The sequence below is a fragment of the Cellulomonas iranensis NBRC 101100 = JCM 18110 genome, from assembly GCF_001552375.1.
Lineage (GTDB): Bacteria > Actinomycetota > Actinomycetes > Actinomycetales > Cellulomonadaceae > Cellulomonas > Cellulomonas iranensis.
This window is the reverse complement of record NZ_BCRB01000078.1, coordinates 1-18,194: the sequence shown is the minus strand read 5'-3', so window position 1 is coordinate 18,194 and position 18,194 is coordinate 1. Positions and strand designations below refer to the sequence as shown.

Sequence of the window (18,194 nt, the reverse complement as noted above, 5' to 3'; positions counted from 1 at the left end):
GGTCGCCGCCGCGGCGGTCCGTCCGGCGGCGAGCGCACCGGTCCACGCGGCGTCGAGCGCGTCGCCCGCCGCCGCCGCGGCCTCGAACGCGGCCGCGAGCGGCTCGCCCGAGTCGAGCATCGTCTTGTCGCCCGGGCGCGCCTTGCCGAGGCTCGCGACCGCGTCGACGCCCGCCCGCACGGCCGCGGCGACGCGCGCCGTCGGGTCGCCCACGGGCCGGGTGGCGAGCGCGTCGGCCGCGGCCGCGAGGCCAGCGCCCCACAGCACGCCCGACGTGCCGCCCGCGCGGTCGGCCCACGCGTGCCCGGCGTCCTGCAGGCACGCGACGGCGCCGTGACCGTCCTGCGCCGCGGCGGCCGCGGCGTCGGCGGCGGCGCGTGAGCCGCGCAGCATGCCGCGCCCGTGGTCGCCGTCCCCGGCGACCGCGTCGAGCCGGCCGAGGCGCGTCTCCAGGTCGGCGAGCACGTCCGCGACGCGGCGCAGCGCGTCGACGACGACGGCGGCCTCGGCGGCGTCCGCGTCGTCGACGACCCGCGGCCCGGCCTCGGCGACGGGCGCCGTCGGCCACGCGTCGTCGACCGCCGCGTCGCGCCGGGCCTCCCCCGCACGGGGCGTGCCGGGTCCGCCGTCCGCGCCCCACGCACCGGTCGCACCGGCCCCGGCGCCCACGTCGGACCCGGCGGTCGCGTCGGCACCGGCCGCGCCCGAGCCCGCGTCAGACCCGCCGGCCACGCCACCCGCGGCCGGCGGCGCACCCTTGCGGTACGCGGGCGTCTGCGCGGGTGCGGTCCACCACCGCTCGAGGTCCTCGTCGAGCCACACGAGCGTGAGCGAGCAGCCGGCCATGTCGAGGCTGGTCACGAGCTCGCCGACGTCGGGCTGCACGACCTCCAGCCCGGCGGCGTCGAGCCGGGCCCGCACGGCGCGCCACAGCACGAACAGCTCCTCGTACTTGGTGCGCCCCAGGCCGTTGAGCAGCACCGCGACCCGCGGCCCGGCGCCGTCGGGGCGCTCCTCGAGCAGGCGGTCGACGAGCAGTGCGGCCAGCTCGGACGCGGTGCACGCGGGCACCTCGCCGATGCCCGGCTCGCCGTGGATGCCGACGCCGAGCCCGAACACGCCGTCGGGCACGGTGAACAGCGGCGCGTCCGCTCCGGGCAGCGTGCACCCGTCGAACGCGACGCCGAGCGTGCGGGTCCGCGCGTTGGCCTGCTCGGCGGCCGCGACGACCGCGTCGAGGTTCGCGCCCTCGGCGGCGGCCGCACCGGCGGCCTTGAAGACCACGAGGTCGCCCGCGATGCCGCGGCGCCTGTCGACCTCGTCGGCCGGGGCGCTCGCGACGTCGTCGGTGACGACGAGGAAGTGCGCGTCGACGCCGCGGCGCCGCAGCTCGTCGCGCGCGAGCGTGAAGTTCATGACGTCGCCCGCGTAGTTGCCGGTGATCATGAGCACGCCCGCGTCGCCCGCGGCCGCGGCCCCGACCGACACCGCGTCGGCCGTCGACGGCGACGTGAACACGTTGCCGACCACGGCGCCGTGCGCGAGCCCCGGCCCGACGACCCCGCAGAACGCCGGGTAGTGCCCGGACCCGCCGCCGACCACGACCGCGACCTGCGAGCGCGGCGCCGGCACGGCGCGCACGACGCCGCCGGGCACGAGCCGCACCTGGTCGCGGTACAGGTCGACGAACCCCTCGAGGGCGTCCTCGACGAACCGGGCCGGGTCGTCGGCGAGCGGGCTCACCACGTCCCCTCCCGGCGGGCGAGGAGCGTCGCGACGACCGAGTCGTCGGCGGCCTCGAGGCCCGCGGCGGCGACCGTGCGGTACAGCTGCTCGGCGGCCGCGGCGACGGGCGTCGCGACCTTGAGGCTGCGCGTCAGGTCGCCGACGATGCCCATGTCCTTGCCGATGACGTCGAGCCGCGAGCGCAGCGGCGGCTCCTCGCCGCGCAGCTGGGCCGCGATGCGGGGCCCGCGGTCGGCGAGCATGAACGACGCGGCGGCGCCCTGCGACAGCACCTCGATGCACGCGTCGAGGTCGAGGCCCAGGCGGTGCGCGAGCGCGAGCGCCTCGGACGCGGCGGCGGTGTGGATGCCGCACAGCAGCTGGTTGACGGTCTTGAGCTGCTGTCCGGCGCCGATGCCGCCGACGACCGTGAGCGACGACGCGAGCGCGTCGAGCACGCCCTGCGCCGCGGCGAGCGCGGCGTCGTCGGCGCCGACCATGATGAGCAGGTCGCCCTGACCCGCCCGCACGGGGCCGCCCGAGACGGGTGCGTCGACGGTGTGGATGCCACGGGCCGCGAGCGCGTCGGCGACGGACCGCACGGCGGCCTCGCCCACGGTCGACGTGATGACGACCACGGCCCCGGCGGCCAGCGAGTCGGCGACGCCGCCCTCGCCGAGCACGAGCGCGTCGAGCTGTGCGCCGTCGCGCACGCCGACGACGACGACGTCGGTGCCCGCGCACGCCTCGGCGACGCTCGCGGCGGCCACGGCGCCGGCCTCGACAGCCAGTGTCACGCGCTCGGGAGCCACGTCGTACCCGACGGTGGTGAAGGTCCGCGCGAGCGTCGTGGCCATGGGCAGCCCCATGGCGCCGAGCCCGAGGACGGCGACGCGCGCGCTCATCGGCCCGCCCCCGCCGTGCGCAGGACCTGCTCGCGGGCCTCGCCCGTGGCGACCGCGAGCATGCGCCGCAGGTAGCGCATGTTGCGCGCCGCGACGGACAGGCCGTCGCCGCCGTAGTGCTCGACGCACAGCGGACCGGTGAACCCGGCGTCGATCGCGGTGCGCAGCGCGGTGCGGTAGCTCACCGAGCCCATCTCCATGGGCGCGGGCAGCGCGACGACCGTGCCGGCGCGGCGGTCCTCGTCGCGGAAGTAGCTCTTGACGTGCCAGTAGTTCGACACGGGCAGGCACGCGGCGACCGCGGCCTGGAAGTCCTCGATGGGCCGGTGCAGGCGGATGAGGTTGCCGAGGTCGGGGTTGAGGCCGACCGCGTCGTCGCCGATGTCGTTCACGAGCCGCACGGCGGACTCGGCGGTGCCGAGCAGCGTGTCCTCGTACATCTCGAGCGACAGCTCGAGCCCGACCTCGCGTGCGTGCGTGCCGAGCTCGCGCAGGCGCTGCACGGCGCGCGCCCACGTGTCGGCGTCGGTGTCGTCGTGCGGGCCCTCCTCGGTCCAGAACCAGAACGCCTGGCGCTGCTGGGGCAGCAGCGGCCGGTGCAGGCCGACGCTGACGACCTTCACGCCGAGCGCGGCCGCGGCGTCGATGGTGCGGTGCGAGTAGGCGAGGTTCTCGTCGCCCGCGACGGGGTCGATGACGGACCGGCGGATCGCGGACAGCGCGACGGGGTCGAGGCCGGTGGCCGCGAGCGCGCCGCGCAGCTCCTCGATCCGGGCGGGCGTCAGGTCGCCCGGCTGCACCCAGGAGTCGGTGAGGTCGACCTCGGTGAAGCCCTCGTAGGCGACCTCGGCGAGGTGGTCGACCCACGTGTCCGCGGGCGCGTCCTGCGAGCCGGGGAAGTTGAGCATGGCGGCGGCGATGGGCCACCGCTCGCTCGTGGGGCGGGTGGTGCCGTCCGCGCCCCGAGGGCGTGCGGTCGAACTCATCGTCGAGCCTCCGGTTCTCGTCATCGAAAACTTTTCGTGCACAATGCTGCAATGGGGACGCTAGTTTTCGCCGTCGACGCTGTCAACGGCTGGTGGCGAACGGCCGACCACCTCCTGAAAGCCCTTCTGAACTACTTGATGTTTTCGACGCGATCCCGCTAGCGTCGGCCCGACGACCCAGGAGGCACCGATGCCACGACCCGCAGGACGGCCCACGCTCACGGCGGTCGCCGAGCGCGCCGGCGTGTCCATCGCGACGGCCTCCAAGGTCATCAACCGGCACACCGACGTCGCCGCCGCGACCCGCGAGCGCGTCGAGGCCGCCGCCGCCGAGCTCGGGTACCGCGCCCCCGGCGCGCGCCGCGGCGACGGCCGCCGCACGGTCGAGTTCCTCGTCGACAAGCTCGGCAGCCCGTACGCCATGGAGGTGCTGCGCGGCGTCACGCTCGCGGCCGAGGAGGCCGACGTCGACGTCACCGTCTCGCGCGTGCGCCGCGGCGGCGACGAGCCGCCGTCGAGCTGGACCCGCCGGCTCGTCGCGGCCCGCCGCACCGGGGCGATCGTCGTGACCGCGCAGGTCACCGACACCACGTACGACGCGATCGCGCGCGCCCGGCTGCCCGTCGTCGTCATCGACCCGCTGCACCTCACGACGCCCGAGCTCGTCTCCGTCGGGTCGACCAACTGGACCGGCGGCCGCACCGCGACCGAGCACCTGCTCGCGCTCGGCCACCGACGCATCGCCGTGATCGGCGGACCCGAGGCGTCGATCGGCGCGGTCGCGCGCGTCGACGGGTTCCGCTCGGCGTGCCAGCGCGCGGGCGTCACGCCCGACCCCGCGCTCGTGCGGCACGTCGCGTTCGACCACGACGCCGCGCGCGACGCCGCCGACGCGATCCTGCGCCTGCCCGACCCGCCCACCGCGGTCCTCGCGTGCAGCGACGCGCAGGCGCTCGGGGTGCTCGAGGCCGCGCGCCGTCTCGGGCTCGTCGTGCCGCGCGACCTGTCGGTCGTCGGGTACGACGACACGTACGTCGCGGCGTGGACCAACCCGCCGCTGACCTGCGTGCACCAGCCGCTGCAGGACATCGGGCGCGTCGCGCTGCGCACGGTCCTCGGCATGGACGAAGGCCGTCTGCCCGACTCGCACCACATCGAGCTGGCCACGTCGCTCGTGGTCCGCGACTCGACCGCACCGCCGCCGCAGCCGTCGGCCGGACCGGAAGGAGCCCGGTGAGCACCACCGCCACCACGTCCCCCCGCACGGAGCGCCCCTGGCAGGACCCGCGCCTGCCGGTCGCCGACCGCGTCGAGCTGCTGCTGGCGTCGATGAGCCTCGAGGAGCGCCTCGCGCAGCTCGGCTCGTACTGGTTCGACCGGCGCGGCGCGGGTGAGGTCGTCGCGCCGATGCAGGACACGTTCGGTGCGCGCCGGCCCGACTTCCCGACCGCCGCGCGGCACGGGCTGGGGCACCTCACGCGCGTGCTGGGCACCGAGCCCGTCCCCGCCGACGAGGGGCGGGACAAGCTCGCGCGGACGCAGCGCGAGCTCGCCGGGCACCACCGTCTGGGGCTGCCGGCGATCGCGCACGAGGAGTGCCTCACGGGCGTCACGTCGTACGGCGCGACCGTGTACCCGGCGCCGCTCGCGTGGGGCGCGTCGTTCGACCCGGACCTCGTGCACGAGGTCGGCACGGCCATCGGCCGGGACCTGCGACGCCTGGGCGTGCACCAGGGCCTCGGCCCGGTGCTCGACGTCGTGCGCGACCACCGCTGGGGTCGCGTCGAGGAGACCGTCGGCGAGGACCCGTACACCGTCGGCACCATCGCGACCGCGTACGTCCGCGGGCTCGAGGAGCAGGGCGTCGTCGCGACGCTCAAGCACTTCGTCGGGTACTCGGCGTCGCGCGCCGGACGCAACCACGCGCCCGTGTCGATCGGCCCGCGCGAGCTCGCCGACGTGCTGCTGCCGCCGTTCGAGATGGCGGTGCGCGAGGGCGGCGCGCGGTCGGTCATGAACTCGTACACCGACCTCGACGGCGAACCCGTCGCGGCGTCGCGCTCGCTGCTCACCGACCTGCTGCGCGGTGCGTGGGGGTTCGAGGGCACGGTCGTCTCGGACTACTGGGCGGTCGCGTTCCTCGTCACCGCGCACGGGGTCGCGGCCGACGCCGCCGACGCGGGCGCGCGCTCGCTGCGCGCGGGCCTCGACGTCGAGCTGCCCAACACGATGTGCTTCGGCGAGCTCGCACCGCTCGTGCGCGACGGCCGGCTCGACGAGCACCTCGTGGACCGCGCGGTGCGGCGCGTGCTGCGGCAGAAGGCCGAGCTGGGCCTGCTCGACGCACCCGCGCCCGACGGCACGCCGCCCGGCGGCGCCCCCGACGACGCGCCGATCGACCTCGACAGCCCCGCCAACCGCGACCTGGCCCGGCGCCTGGCCGAGGAGTCGGTCGTGCTGCTGGCCAACCCCGACGGCGTCCTGCCGCTGCGCACCACCGCCGACCGTGCGCCGCGGCGCGTCGCCGTCGTCGGCCCGTCGGCCGCCGACCCGGGCGTGCTGCTCGGCTGCTACTCGTACCCCATCCACGTGCTGCCGCGGCACCCCGAGCTGGGCCTGGGCGTCGAGGTGCCGTCGCTGCTCGACGCGCTGCGCACCGAGCTCGCGGGCGACGACGTCGTGCACGAGCCCGGCTGCGCCGTGGTCGGCGACGACCGGTCGGGGTTCGACGCGGCCGTGCGCGCCGCGGCCGACGCGGACGTGTGCGTGCTGACCGTCGGCGACCGGGCCGGCATGTTCGGGCGCGGCACGTCGGGCGAGGGCTGCGACGCGCCCGACCTGCGGCTGCCGGGCGTGCAGCACGAGCTCGTCGAGGCCGTGCTCGCCACGGGCACGCCCGTCGTGCTCGTCGTCGTCTCGGGGCGCCCCTACGCGCTCGGCGCGTACGCCGACCGCGCGGCGGCGGTCGTGCAGGCGTTCATGCCGGGCGAGGAGGGCGCCGGGGCGGTCGCGGGCGTGCTGTCGGGCCGCGTGACGCCCAGCGGCAAGCTGCCCGTGCAGGTGCCGCGCGACCCGGGCAGCGGCCCGCAGACCTACCTCGGCCCCGCGCTGACGCGCCGCCTGGACCGCATCAGCAACCTCGACCCGACGCCCGCGTTCCCGTTCGGGCACGGCCTGTCGTACACGACGTTCACGTACTCCGACCTCGAGGTCACGCCCACCGCGCCCACCGACGGCGCGTTCGACGTGTCCGTGACGCTCACGTGCACGGGCGAGCGCCCCGGCACCGAGGTCGTCCAGCTGTACCTGTCCGACCCGGTCGCCGACGTCGCGCGCCCGGTCAAGCAGCTCGCGGGGTACGTCCGTGTCCCGCTCGCACCGAGGGAGTCCCGCCGCGTGACCTTCACCGTCCCCGCCGACCTGACGTCCTACACGGGCGTCGACCTGCGACGCGTCGTCGACCCCGGCGCGATCGGCGTGCAGGTCGGCGGCTCGAGCGAGGGCGACGTCCTGACCGGGGGCGTCGAGCTCACGGGCCCGCGCCGCCACCCCGGCCGCGACCGTGCGCTGCGCCCCACGACGACCGTGGCGGCCCTGGCATGAGCGGCGCCGTCAGCAACCCCGTCCTGCCGGGCTTCCACCCGGACCCGACCGTGTGCCGCGTCGGCGACGACTACTGGCTCGTGACCTCGACGTTCGAGTACTTCCCGGGCCTGCCGGTGCACCACAGCACGGACCTCGCGCGCTGGGAGCACGTCGGCCACGCGATCGACCGGCGCTCGCAGCTCGACATGGAAGGCGTCCGGCCGTCGGGCGGCCTGTACGCGCCGACGCTGCGGCACCACGACGGGACGTTCTGGATGACGTGCACGCTCGTCGACGGGCACCGGGGCGCGGGCAACTTCGTCATGAGCGCCGAGCACCCCGCGGGCCCGTGGAGCGACGTCACGTGGCTCGAGGACGCCGAGGGCATCGACCCGTCGCTGTTCTTCGACGACGACGGGTCCGCCTGGTACCTCGGCGCGCGGCCCACGCACGACCCGCACCCCGAGGACCCGCAGACCACGGACATCTGGCTGCGCCGGTTCGACGTGCGCACGCGGCAGCTGGTCGGCCCCGAGCACGTGCTGTGGCACGGCGCGCTGCACGCCGCGGTGTGGGCCGAGGGCCCGCACCTGTACAAGGTCGACGGGCGCTACCTGCTCGTCATCGCCGAGGGCGGCACCGACGTGCACCACGCCGTGACCGTCGCGCGCGCCGACCACGTCACCGGGCCGTACTCCGGCAACCGCGCGAACCCGGTGCTCACGCACCGGCACCTGGGCCGCGACCACCCGGTGTCGAGCGTCGGGCACGCCGAGCTCGTCGAGGGTCCGGACGGCGCGTGGTGGGCGTTCGCGCTCGGCACCCGACCGGTCGACGGGCACCACCTGCTGGGCCGCGAGACGTTCGTCGTGCCCGCGCGCTGGGAGGACGGCTGGCCCGTGCTCGCGCCGGGCGTCGGGCAGGTGACCCCGCTGGTCGAGCACCCCGCCGTGCCCGACGGCGAGGTCGTGCGCCCCGCCGCGGACGAGCCGTTCACCGAGACGTTCGCCGACCCGACGACCGGTGGGCTGTCACCGCGCTGGAACCGGCTGCGCACGGGCGACGACCCGGCCGACACGACGTCCCGCCCGGGTGCGCTGCGCCTCGCGCTGCGCCCGGCGACGCTCGACGAGCCGACGACGCCCGCGTTCCTCGGGCTGCGCCAGCAGCACCACCGCGCGCGGTTCACGACCACGGTCGAGGCGCCCGGCCTGGCGGCGCACGAGCGCGCGGGCCTCGCGGTCCGTCAGAAGGACACGCACCACGCGGTCCTCGCGCTGCGCGACGGCGGCGACGCGCGCGTCGTCGAGCTGGTGCTCACGCAGGGCGACGAGCGGACCACCGTCGGCACGCTGCCGTTGCCCGGCGACGGCCCGGTCGACCTGCGCGTGACCGCAGACCGGCTGACGTACACCGCGGAGGCGCGCGAGCCCGACGGCGCGTGGACCACGGTCGGCACGGTCGACGGGCGCGCGCTCAGCACGCAGACCGCTGGCGGGTTCACGGGCGTCCACCTGGGCGTCTACGCGACCAGCGACGGCCACGCGACCACGGCCGTCGCCGACGTCGTGCACGCGACGTACGAGCCGCTCGACTGACCCTCAGCGACGACGAGCCGCGACGGGCCCGCCCTCACCCGGGGCGGGCCCGTCGTCGTCAGCGCAGCCGGCCCAGGTGCAGGGCCGCGAGCGCGAGCGCGGTGATCGTCTCGCCGTCGCGGACCTCGCCCGTGCGGACCATCGCGAGCGCGTCGGCGAACGGCACGGTCCGCACGGCGCTGATGCCCTCGGCGGCCTGCTCGTGCGCGGTCGCGTCCCCGTCGGCGACGGGCGTGAGGCCTCGCGCGAGGTACACGTGCTCGACCGCACGCGCGACGCCGTTGAGCGCCTCGGTCGTCCCGAGGTGGGTCCACTCGCGCGCCGTCAGCCCGGCCTCCTCGGCGAGCTCGCGGCGTGCGGCGTCGAGGGGGTCCTGACCCTCGCCGCCGCCCGCGGGGACCTCGACCGATCCGGGGCCGGTCGTGTAGCGGTCGGTCGTGACGAGCACGACCTCGTCGTCGTCGGTCAGCGCGACGACGAACACCGAGTCCCGCAGCTCGACCACGCCGTACACCGCCGGCGACCCGTCCGGCGCGAGCACCTGGTCCTCGCGGACCGTGATCCACGGGTTCCGGTACGCGACGCGCGAGGACAGGGTCCGCCAGGTCATGCGTCGAACCTAGACCTGGCCGTGTCCCCGCCGGGGTGCCGGTGCGCGGTGCCCACCCGACCACGGCGCGCCCCGTCGGACCGTCGTGCGCCGGCGCTCGACGACGTGGGGGACGGTCGGTGCGCCGACGCTCGGCGTCGCGCGGGACGGTCGGTGCGCCGGCGTCAGCCGGCAGGCGGCGCCGGACCCGTCAGCGGCTCAGCGCCCCCGCCGTCGCGAGCACCACCGCGTCCTCGACGAGCGCGGCCCGCGTGTCCGAGCCCAGCCGGCCGTCGTCGTCGGCCCACTGCCGCCACGACGCGCCGACCACCGACCCCGCGAACGCGCCGGCCGCGCCGACGACGGCCGCGACCAGCACCGCGGGGACACGCCGCCCGTCGACGACCGCGAGCGCACCCGCACCCGCGGCGCCCGCCACGACCCGGCCCGCGAGCTGCGGGGCCACCAGCCGGCTCGGCACGCCCGGCAGCTTGTCGGTCACAGCCTCGCCCACGACCGCGAGGACCGCGAGCGCGCGCAGCGCGGGGACGTCATGACCGCGGCGCGCGGCGGCGGCGACCGGGACGGCGAACGCGACGGACGAGCGGCCGCCGGTGGCGAGGCCCAGAGCGGCGGAGCGGAGGAGGACACCCATGCGTCGTGTCTACCCGTGGCGCGCGGCGACGGCACCCCGAGGCGGCCGCCCGGGCGGGGACCGCGGCGCTCCGGGTGCGGACCACCCCGATCGGCAGCAGACTCCTGGACCACCGCGTGGTCCGCCGTGGCCCACGCGACGCGGTACGACGAAGGAGCGACATGGGCATCGGTGGCGGCATCGCACTCCTGGTGATCGGGGCGATCCTCTCGTTCGGCGTGTCCGATCGGGTCGAGGGCGTCGACCTCACGGTCATCGGCTACATCTGCATGGGCGCGGGCGTGCTCGCGCTCATCCTCGCGATCGCGCTCAACGCGCAGCGCACCAACACGACGCACCGCCAGGTGGTCGAGCACCGCGAGGAGCCGCCCGCTCCCCCGGTGGCCTGACGCCCCGGACGACGGTCCCGCCGTCCCGCACGGGACGCCCCTGCCCGACGCCCCGCCGGTCCTGACCGACGGGGCGTCGGCGTGCCCGCTCGCGACCGGCGGGGCGCCCGTGGACCCGGCCCCGACCGGGGCGGGGGTCCGTGGTCCCGGTTGCGGCCGACGGGCGTCCGAAGGCCGGTGGCGGCCGACGGGCGTCCGAGGGCCCGGTGGCGGCCGCCGCACCGGCCGGCCGACGACGGGCCTCGCCACTCACCTGGTGGGACGCGGGACGTACGAGACCGGGCTGGGAGCGCCCCCGGGCCGGGATCGCGACGCCAGCCCGGTCTCGCGGGCGGCTCGTCCCATGCCTCGAGATGCCCGGTGCGGCGTGCCCGCGACGGCACGCCGGACCGGTGCCACGCGGCCACCCGAACGACCGGCGCGTGTCGGACCTTCCCGACACACTGGGCACGCACCGGCGGACGGTCCACGAGGGGGGCGCATGGAGCGGGACGAGGCGCGCGAGGCCAAGGCGCACGCCGCGCAGGTGGCGCGGACGCTGACGGAGCGGGTGGTGCGCGCGTCGAGCGCCGACGCGCCGGCGGTCGCACCGCTGGCGGTCGGCCTGGCGCCGCGCGACGACGGCGGGTACGCGGTCGCGCTGCGGTACCGGCTCGGGCTCCCGCAGGTGCGGAGCCTCGCGCGCAAGGTCGCGGCCGAGGTCGGCGAGGTCGGGACGACCGTCGACGTGCGCCGCACGGGGCGGATCCGCCCGCTCGCGCGCGGCCCGGTGCCGGGCCCGCGACCCCCCGTGATCACGGCGCAGGCCGCCGGCGAGACCGGCCGCGTGCGGCCGCTGCGGCCGGGCGTCTCGATCGCGCACGTCGACGTCACGGCCGGCACGCTCGGTGCGTTCGTGCTGGTGGGCGGCGTGGTGCACGCGCTGTCGAACTACCACGTGCTCGCGGGCTCCCCCGCGGCGCGGCCCGGCGACCTCGTGCTGCAGCCCGGACCCGCCGACGGCGGCCGGGCGCCCGCCGACCGGGTCGGCACGCTCGCCGCGGTGGTCCCGCTCGCGGCGGGCACCACGGCCACGGTCGACGCGGCGGTCGCGCTGCTCGACGACCCCGACGTCGACGCGACGTACCCGGTGGGCGCCGTGACGGCCACGGCGCGCGCGCTCGGCGGCGAGACCGTCGGCAAGATCGGCCGCACCACGGCCGTCACCGGCGGACGCGTGACGGCCATCGAGCTCGACGACGTCGTCGTCGGCTACGGCGAGGAGCTGGGCGACCTGCGGTTCGACGACCAGATCGAGGTCGAGGGCACCGGGCGGTCGCCGTTCTCGCGCGGCGGCGACTCGGGCTCGCTCGTGTACCGCGAGGACGGGGTCGCCCTGGGGCTGCTCTTTGCCGGGTCGGAGACCGGGGGCGAGAATGGTCGAGGGCTGACGTACGTCAACCCGATCGACGCCGTCCTCGGGGCGCTCGACGCGACGCTGCTCGCCTGACGCGGGCGGCCCCGCGCGCCGCCGAGGGGTGCGGGAGGTGTGCAGTGGCCGACCTCGACCAGGCCCGCCGGGCCAAGGAGGAGCTCAAGGCCGCCCTCGCCGGGCGCGCGGGCGTGTCCGGCATCGGCATCGCGCCCGACGACGACGGGTACGGCCTGCTCGTGCGCGTGCGCGGCGACGCCGTCACGGCCCGCCGCCTCGACGTGCCGACGCACGTGCACGGCGTCGCGGTGCACGTGCGCACCACGGGGCCCGTGACCGCGCAGCGCTGAGCGCGCACCGAGCAGGACCGCGCATCACCGCGCAGGACCGCGCATCACCGACCACGCGGGACGCGCGGCTGCGGGCCACGCACGGCGACGCGCCCGCACCCCTGCGCGGGGTGCGGGCGCGTCAGGCGCACCGTCGGCGCACCGGCACGTCACGCGCGCGTCAGCGCACCGGCACGTCACGCACGCGTCAGCGCACGATGCAGCTGTTGCCGTTGAGCGTCGCGGACGTCACGTCCTGCGGCGTCCCGGAGGCGATGAACCCGAACGACACCGCGTTGTGGTGCGCGATCGTCGAGTTCCACGCCGCGTTCGTCACGGTCACGGTCGAGCCGGACTGCGACGCGACCGAGCTCCACGCCTGCGTGATCTGCTCACCGTTCGTGAAGTCCCACGCGACCTCCCAGCCGTTCACCGGCTCCATGGTCGCGTTGAACACGGTCACGTTCCCCTGGAACCCGCCCTGCCAGCGGCTGGTGACGTCGACCTCGATCTCGCAGACCGCGTCCGTCGGCACCGTCGGAGTCGGAGTCGGAGTCGGAGTCGGAGTCGGAGTCGGAGTCGGAGTCGGGGTCGGAGTCGGCGTCGGGGTGGGCGTCGGGGTCGGAGTCGGGGTCGGAGTCGGCGTCGCGGTGGGCGTCGGCGTCGGGGTCGGCGTCGTGCCACCCCCGCCGAAGTCGACGTCCACGCAGTTGTAGAACGACTCCGGGCTGTCCGTCCGCTCCCAGATGTTGAACAGCACGTGCTTGCCGGTCTTGCCCGACGGCAGCTGCACGTCCCACCAGTACTCCGGGCCCGCGGGGCCGCCCGGGCGGATCGGCGGGTCGAGCACGCGGTCGAACGGCGCGGGCTCCAGGTCGTCCCAGCCGATCGGCTGCGACGGGTCCCAGCCGTCCTTCGTGATCCACGTCGTGAACCAGCCCGGGTGCGGCGCGACCGCCGCGTACCGGAACGTCATCGTCTGGCCGGGCGTCACCGCCGTCGTCGGCCACGCGTCGGACGGCGCGTTGTACGCGTCGAAGCGCGAGTCCGGGCCGCACAGCTTGCCGTCGGGGATCGTCTCGTGCCGCCCCGCGATCGTGCCGAGCAGGTTCCCGAACCAGTTGTAGAACGAGTAGTTGCCCTCGGCGAACGCGTCGACGCACGGCTCGAGGCGCGGCTTCATGTTCCCGCTCTCACCGGCGGCCTCGCCCCCCGCCAGGCCGTCGACGTAGCACTGGTAGGTGCGGGTGGCCGGCTCGGTCAGGCCGCCGTGCGCCTGCGCCGCGGTCGGCACGGCGACCAGCGCGGCCGCCACCACCGCGGTCGCGGCGAGGCCTCCCCCCAGGGACCGGCGGGTGCGACGGGTCGGTCTGTCTCGGGTCATGGTTGGCTCCCTCTCGCGCGAGCGGCGTCGTCGCCGCAGGGTGTCGGGCAGGCCCCGGGTCACCCGGGACGTCGGCCCAGCCTGCGGAGCGCCCCGGGGGCCGACAAGGCCGCGAAACGTTTCCAGCACGGCCGACGCGTCCGCGCGCGACGGGGTGAACGGGCGCACCAGGAGGTGATCTCACGCACCTCTCACGGAACGCTGCGCGGCGAGACGGCCTCCGAGGCCCGATGATGGGCACGTGACGCGCAGAGGCACGGCCTCCCAGGGTGCGCACCGAGGGGGTCTCTCGGCTGCGGACCTCGGTGGCGTGCGCGGACTCGCGGTGGCCGCGCACCGGTTCGACGCGTGCCGCCGGGTCGAGGAGGTCGTCGAGGCGGCCGCCCGCGCGGCGGTCGACGTGCTCGGCGCCGACGCGTGCGCGGTGAGCCGCATCACGCAGGAGACGTCGCGCGTCCTGCACGTCGAGCAGCCCGCCGACGACCCGCGCCGCGACCAGTTCCTGCGCACCACGTACCGCGCCGAGGACCGCCCGGCGCTGCGGTCGCTGCTGCGCAACCGCGAGAGCTGGGTCGCGCACGCGTTCGACGCGCACGGCCGCTCGGTGCGCCCCGGCGACCCCACGGCCGGCGACCGCGTCGAGGTCGAGCTCCTGCGCGAGATCGGCGCGGCCTCGGCCCTCACCGCGCCGGTCGTCGTCAACGACGCCGTGTGGGGGCAGATCACGCTGCTGCGGGACTTCGAGGCGCCGCTGTTCCACGCCGACGACGTCGCGACCGCCGAGGTGCTGGCGGCGCTCGCGGCCGGTGCGATCGCGCGCGTCGACCTCGAGAAGCAGATGCGCCACATGATCGCCGACGACCCGCTCACGGGCCTCGCGAACCGGCGCACCGCCGACCAGGCCGCCGAGGCGGCGCTCGCGTCGGGCCGCGAGACGTGCGTCGTCATGTGCGACGTCGACGGGCTCAAGCGCGTCAACGACGAGCTCGGCCACGACGCGGGCGACGACCTGCTGCGCGCCGTCGCGGACGTGCTGCGCCGCGCGGCCGACGCGATCCCCGGCGCGACCGCCGCGCGCATCGGCGGCGACGAGTTCTGCCTCGTGACCGTCGACCAGCCGCGCGAGGCCGTCGCGACGGCCATGGCGACGACGGTCGCGAAGTTCCCGCTGCCGCACGGCGCCGCGATCTCCTACGGCATCGCGTCGACCGCCGTCATGGGCTCGGTCGAGGCGCGGCACCTGTTCCGCCGCGCCGACCAGGCGCAGTACCAGGCCAAGCGCCGCCGGGCCCGCGCCCGTGCGCGCACGACGCCGCCGATCTCCGACCCCGTGCAGGCCGTCGAGCGGCTCACCGCGAGCGGGTCGGTCGCGATCGGCGCGGCCGCGCCGGCGATCGTGCCGCGTCTGTGCGCGTTCGCCGCGGCGGCCACCGAGACCCTCGGCGGCGACTCGTGGGCCGTGCGCGAGCGCATGCCCGGGTCGCAGACGTTCACGACGGTCGCGCGCGGCGGCAGCCCCGCCGACGCGGCCGAGACCCGCCTCGTCACGGTCGAGCGGGACGCGTGGGTCGTCGAGGTCGCGGTCGCCGCGCTCGCGTCGACGGGCCGGCAGGTGCAGACCGCGCTGCACGCGCTCGTCGCGATCGCCGTCGACGGCGCCCGCAACGCCTGACGCCGTCACGGGCGGCGTCGTCGAGCGGGTTGACGGTCACCCGGCGCGTGGGCCGGTGCGGTTCCCGGCACGGCGCCCACCGCCGCCACCTGCCGGAGCAGGGCGGGAGCGGCTGGGCCGACGGCAGGACGGGAGCCGCCGGGCCGACGGCCTGGACGGGTCGCGGCGCGTCACCGCCGACGCACCGACCGCGACGTCGCCGCCGGGGATCGGCCCGCCGGGCGCCCGGCGGGCGCTCAGCCGTGCAGCGGCAGCACGAGCGCGCCGTCGCCGCCGGCGACCACACGGACCGGGACGCCCCAGTCCTGCGCCGCGAGGTGGCACGCGGGGTGCTCGATCGCGGGGTCGGCGTCGCAGCTCGCGGCGCGCGCGGTCACGTGCAGCACGCCCTCGCCGACCGTCGGGTCGAGGCGCAGCGCGCGGCCGAGCGCGACGTCGTCGCCCGCACCGTCGAGCAGCAGCCCCGGCGGCGTGGCCGACACCCGCAGCGACGTCGACGGGCCCCACCGGTCGTCGAGCTTCTGCCCCGCGGCGGGGTGGAACACGACCTCGAGCGCGACGTCGTGGCCGATCTCGGTGACGGGCCGCTGCGTGCGGTGCGCACCGCCGTCGACCCGCGTGCCCGCACCCGCGGGCAGCGGCACGCGCGTCAGCCGGTGCGCCGCGGACTCGACGACCACCACGTGGTCGACGTCGCCCGCGGGCAGCACGAGCCCGCTGGGCTCGGCCAGGTCGGTCGCGAGCGTGCTCACCTCGCCCGGGCCGCCGTCGACGCCCTGCACCCAGCGGCGCAGCGCGCCGTTGTACGTGTCGGCGACCAGCACCGAGCCGTCGGGCAGCGCCGCGACACCCAGCGGGTGCTGCAGGAGCGCCTCGTCGGCCGGCCCGTCGCGGTGGCCGAAGTCGAACAGACCCGTCCCGACGACCGACGTCACCGACGCGTCCGCGGGGTCGAGCCAGCGCAGCGCCGACGTCTCGGCGTCCGCGAGCCAGAGGCGCCCGTCCGCCGCGACCGACAGGCCCGACGGCTGCGCGAACCACGACTGCTCGGGCGCGCCGTCGACCAGCCCCTCGTTCATGGTGCCGGCGAGGTGGGTCACGGTCCCCGCCACCGGGTCGAACGCCCACAGGGTGTGGTGACCGGCCATCGCGACGACGAACGCGGCGAGCGGCTGCGACCACGTGACGTCCCACGGCGAGGACAGCTTGACCTGGTGCGCGGGCCACCGGTCGCCCACGCCCTGCTCGGCCGGGTGCGCGGCGCCGCCCTCGAGCGGCAGCACGTTGTCGACCGCGCCGACCATGTACTGCTCGCCCGTGCCGGCGACCGTCGTCACGTGCCCGTCGGCCAGGCGCACGCCGCGCAGCGCGTGGTTGACGGTGTCCGCCACGAGGACGTCGTAGCCGAGCCGCTCGCGCAGCTCGTCCGGCACGAGGCACAGACCGTTCGGCTCGCTGAACCTGGCCTCGTCCGGGTCGCCGTCGACCAGCCCGCGCTCGCCCGTGCCGATGCGCCGCACGAGCGTCTCGCCGTCCGCCGCGACCTCGGTGAGCGCGTGGTGCCCGGCGTCGGCGACGAGGAACGTGCCGCCCGGCAGCGCGACCGCCTTCGCGGGGAAGCGCAGCGTCGTCGGCTGCGGCGTCGGCGCGACGTACGGGCCGTCGCCGCGGTGCAGCGTGCCCTTCGCCTCGTGCTCGGCGACCAGCTCCGCCACGAGCGTCTCGACCGCGTGGGCGTGCCCCTCGCCGGCCATCTGCGCGACGACGTACCCCTCGGGGTCGATGACCACGAGGGTCGGCCACGCGCGCGCCGTGAACGCCTGCCACGTCACCAGGTCCGGGTCGTCGAGCACCGGGTGGTGCACCTCGTACCGCTCGACCGCGGCCGCGAGCGCGACCGGGTCGGCCTCGTGGACGAACTTCGGCGAGTGCACGCCCACGATCACGAGCACGTCGCGGTGCCGCTCCTCGATCTCGCGCAGCTCGTCCAGCACGTGCAGGCAGTTGATGCAGCAGAACGTCCAGAAGTCGAGCACGACGACCTTGCCGCGCAGGTCGGCGAGCGTCACGTCCCTGCCACCGGTGTTGAGCCAGCCGCGCCCGACCAGCTCGGACGCGCGCACACGGGGCAGACGGGGGGCGGAGGTCGACGTCACGTCGCCCATTCTCACCGACGTCGCACCCCCCGCCGCCGGGCATCCGCGCACCGGTACGACGGGGTGTGCCACGCGCGGGCACCGCCGCCACTGGTCAGATCGCGCACCCCAGAACCGCCCACTGGTCAGATCGCGCACCCCAGAAGCGCCCACTGGTCAGATCGCGCCTCCGCGCCGCCCGACGTCCCCCCCCGATCCGCCCACTGGTCAGATCGGGCGCCCCCCCAAACCGCCCACTGGTCAGATATCGCAACCGAGGAGCGGCAACTGGTCACCGAAGTGACCAGTGCACGGACCGACGCATGTCGGCGCGCGCCGACGGCCGGACGCCACCGGGGAGGGTGGGTGGCGTCCGGCCGTCGACGGTCGTGCGGATGGGATGGGTGCTGCGGGTGGTGCGTCGTGCGGGTGGTGCGTCGTCGTCAGGCCGTGGTGCAGGTGGCCGTCAGCGAGCCCGGAGCGCCGGACGCCAGGAACCCGGCGGTGGTGCTGGCGCCGGACGCGAGGGCGCCGTTCCAGGACGCGTTGCTCAGCACGCCACCGCTGTGGGTGCTGCTCCACGCCTGCGTGATCGTCGCGCCACCGACCGTGACCTTCCAGCCGCTGATCGGCGCGCCGCCCGCGGTCACCGTGACCTCACCCTGCCAGCCGCCCGTCCACGTGCTCGTCGCCTTGACGGTGGCGGTGCACGCACCCGCACCCGGCGTGGGCGTCGGGGTGACGGTCGGCGTCGGCGTGGGCGTCGGCGTCGGCGTGGGCGTCGGCGTCGGGGTCGGGGTCGGGGTCGGAGTCGGGGTCGGCGTGGGCGTG

15 protein-coding genes are annotated in these 18,194 nt (G+C 76.6%); 7 read left to right on the top strand and 8 right to left on the bottom strand.

The window, feature by feature from the left end:
* From CS2_RS14475 to CS2_RS14465, 3 genes are all read right to left on the bottom strand, one after another.
* A partial coding sequence (locus CS2_RS14475; protein WP_070320517.1) for a dihydroxyacetone kinase family protein occupies positions 1-1,746 on the bottom strand: 1,746 nt, incomplete at its 3' end.
* Positions 1,740-2,630 carry an NAD(P)-dependent oxidoreductase gene (locus CS2_RS14470; RefSeq protein WP_070320516.1) on the bottom strand — a complete coding sequence of 297 codons (891 nt, stop codon included), beginning with the start codon at positions 2,628-2,630 and terminating at the stop codon, positions 1,740-1,742. The genes CS2_RS14475 and CS2_RS14470, both read right to left, overlap by 7 nt.
* Complete coding sequence (locus CS2_RS14465; RefSeq protein WP_070320515.1) at positions 2,627-3,616, bottom strand: sugar phosphate isomerase/epimerase family protein; 990 nt, start codon at positions 3,614-3,616, stop codon at positions 2,627-2,629. The genes CS2_RS14470 and CS2_RS14465 overlap by 4 nt, the downstream gene beginning before the upstream one ends.
* Positions 3,617-3,806: 190 nt before the next feature.
* Here CS2_RS14465 and CS2_RS14460 point away from each other — a divergent pair, with 190 nt between their 5' ends.
* The 3 genes from CS2_RS14460 to CS2_RS14450 are packed head-to-tail and all read left to right on the top strand — an operon-like array spanning position 3,807 to position 8,799.
* A complete protein-coding gene (locus CS2_RS14460; RefSeq protein WP_046529824.1) occupies positions 3,807-4,853 on the top strand; it encodes a LacI family DNA-binding transcriptional regulator in 1,047 nt (348 codons plus the stop codon).
* Complete coding sequence (locus tag CS2_RS14455) at positions 4,850-7,219, top strand: beta-xylosidase/alpha-l-arabinosidase (protein ID WP_233421204.1); 2,370 nt, start codon at positions 4,850-4,852, stop codon at positions 7,217-7,219. The genes CS2_RS14460 and CS2_RS14455 overlap by 4 nt, the downstream gene beginning before the upstream one ends.
* Positions 7,216-8,799 carry a glycoside hydrolase family 43 protein gene (locus CS2_RS14450; RefSeq protein WP_070320514.1) on the top strand — a complete coding sequence of 528 codons (1,584 nt, stop codon included), beginning with the start codon at positions 7,216-7,218 and terminating at the stop codon, positions 8,797-8,799. Before CS2_RS14455 ends, CS2_RS14450 begins: the two co-directional genes overlap by 4 nt.
* A 58-nt stretch (positions 8,800-8,857) precedes the next feature.
* Here the strand turns inward: CS2_RS14450 and CS2_RS14445 are convergent, their stop codons facing one another.
* Positions 8,858-9,409 carry an NUDIX domain-containing protein gene (locus CS2_RS14445; RefSeq protein ID WP_070320513.1) on the bottom strand — a complete coding sequence of 184 codons (552 nt, stop codon included), beginning with the start codon at positions 9,407-9,409 and terminating at the stop codon, positions 8,858-8,860.
* Between the two features lie 190 nt (positions 9,410-9,599).
* A complete protein-coding gene (locus CS2_RS14440; RefSeq protein ID WP_070320512.1) occupies positions 9,600-10,043 on the bottom strand; it encodes a hypothetical protein in 444 nt (147 codons plus the stop codon).
* Positions 10,044-10,204: 161 nt separating this feature from the next.
* Between CS2_RS14440 and CS2_RS14435 the strand changes: the two genes are divergently transcribed.
* The 3 genes from CS2_RS14435 to CS2_RS14425 all read left to right on the top strand — a co-directional run bounded on the left by CS2_RS14435 (position 10,205) and on the right by CS2_RS14425 (position 12,193).
* Complete coding sequence (locus CS2_RS14435) at positions 10,205-10,432, top strand: DUF6458 family protein (RefSeq protein WP_046529821.1); 228 nt, start codon at positions 10,205-10,207, stop codon at positions 10,430-10,432.
* Between the two features lie 481 nt (positions 10,433-10,913).
* Positions 10,914-11,921: a chymotrypsin family serine protease gene (locus tag CS2_RS14430; protein WP_070320511.1), complete on the top strand. Its 1,008-nt coding sequence runs from the start codon at positions 10,914-10,916 to the stop codon at positions 11,919-11,921.
* A 44-nt stretch (positions 11,922-11,965) separates the two neighbouring features.
* Positions 11,966-12,193: a hypothetical protein gene (locus CS2_RS14425; protein WP_062102007.1), complete on the top strand. Its 228-nt coding sequence runs from the start codon at positions 11,966-11,968 to the stop codon at positions 12,191-12,193.
* A gap of 187 nt (positions 12,194-12,380) precedes the next feature.
* Here the strand turns inward: CS2_RS14425 and CS2_RS14420 are convergent, their stop codons facing one another.
* Entirely contained in the window at positions 12,381-13,556 is a 1,176-nt protein-coding gene (locus CS2_RS14420) for a lytic polysaccharide monooxygenase (protein ID WP_217997392.1), read from the bottom strand.
* A 310-nt stretch (positions 13,557-13,866) separates the two neighbouring features.
* On the opposite strand from CS2_RS14420, the gene CS2_RS14415 reads away from it, so the two are divergent.
* Positions 13,867-15,228 carry a GGDEF domain-containing protein gene (locus CS2_RS14415; protein ID WP_233421203.1) on the top strand — a complete coding sequence of 454 codons (1,362 nt, stop codon included), beginning with the start codon at positions 13,867-13,869 and terminating at the stop codon, positions 15,226-15,228.
* Positions 15,229-15,464: 236 nt separating this feature from the next.
* On the opposite strand, the gene CS2_RS14410 is transcribed toward CS2_RS14415, so the two are convergent.
* Both CS2_RS14410 and CS2_RS18590 read right to left on the bottom strand, forming a co-directional pair.
* A complete protein-coding gene (locus tag CS2_RS14410) occupies positions 15,465-17,393 on the bottom strand; it encodes an NHL domain-containing thioredoxin family protein (RefSeq protein ID WP_070320508.1) in 1,929 nt (642 codons plus the stop codon).
* A gap of 413 nt (positions 17,394-17,806) precedes the next feature.
* Positions 17,807-18,194 (bottom strand): cellulose binding domain-containing protein (locus CS2_RS18590; protein WP_174524310.1); only part of this gene is annotated, 388 nt, incomplete at its 5' end.

Excerpts from the sequence above, each read along its gene's own strand:
- CS2_RS14430 (WP_070320511.1), top strand. The coding sequence starts at position 10,914 with ATGGAGCGGGACGAGGCGCGCGAGGCCAAGGCGCACGCCGCGCAGGTG.
- CS2_RS14410 (WP_070320508.1), bottom strand. The coding sequence starts at position 17,393 with ATGGGCGACGTGACGTCGACCTCCGCCCCCCGTCTGCCCCGTGTGCGC.
- CS2_RS14470 (WP_070320516.1), bottom strand. The coding sequence starts at position 2,630 with ATGAGCGCGCGCGTCGCCGTCCTCGGGCTCGGCGCCATGGGGCTGCCC.
- CS2_RS14445 (WP_070320513.1), bottom strand. The coding sequence starts at position 9,409 with ATGACCTGGCGGACCCTGTCCTCGCGCGTCGCGTACCGGAACCCGTGG.
- CS2_RS14420 (WP_217997392.1), bottom strand. The coding sequence starts at position 13,556 with ATGACCCGAGACAGACCGACCCGTCGCACCCGCCGGTCCCTGGGGGGA.
- CS2_RS14440 (WP_070320512.1), bottom strand. The coding sequence starts at position 10,043 with ATGGGTGTCCTCCTCCGCTCCGCCGCTCTGGGCCTCGCCACCGGCGGC.
- CS2_RS14435 (WP_046529821.1), top strand. The coding sequence starts at position 10,205 with ATGGGCATCGGTGGCGGCATCGCACTCCTGGTGATCGGGGCGATCCTC.
- CS2_RS14465 (WP_070320515.1), bottom strand. The coding sequence starts at position 3,616 with ATGAGTTCGACCGCACGCCCTCGGGGCGCGGACGGCACCACCCGCCCC.
- CS2_RS14460 (WP_046529824.1), top strand. The coding sequence starts at position 3,807 with ATGCCACGACCCGCAGGACGGCCCACGCTCACGGCGGTCGCCGAGCGC.
- CS2_RS14450 (WP_070320514.1), top strand. The coding sequence starts at position 7,216 with ATGAGCGGCGCCGTCAGCAACCCCGTCCTGCCGGGCTTCCACCCGGAC.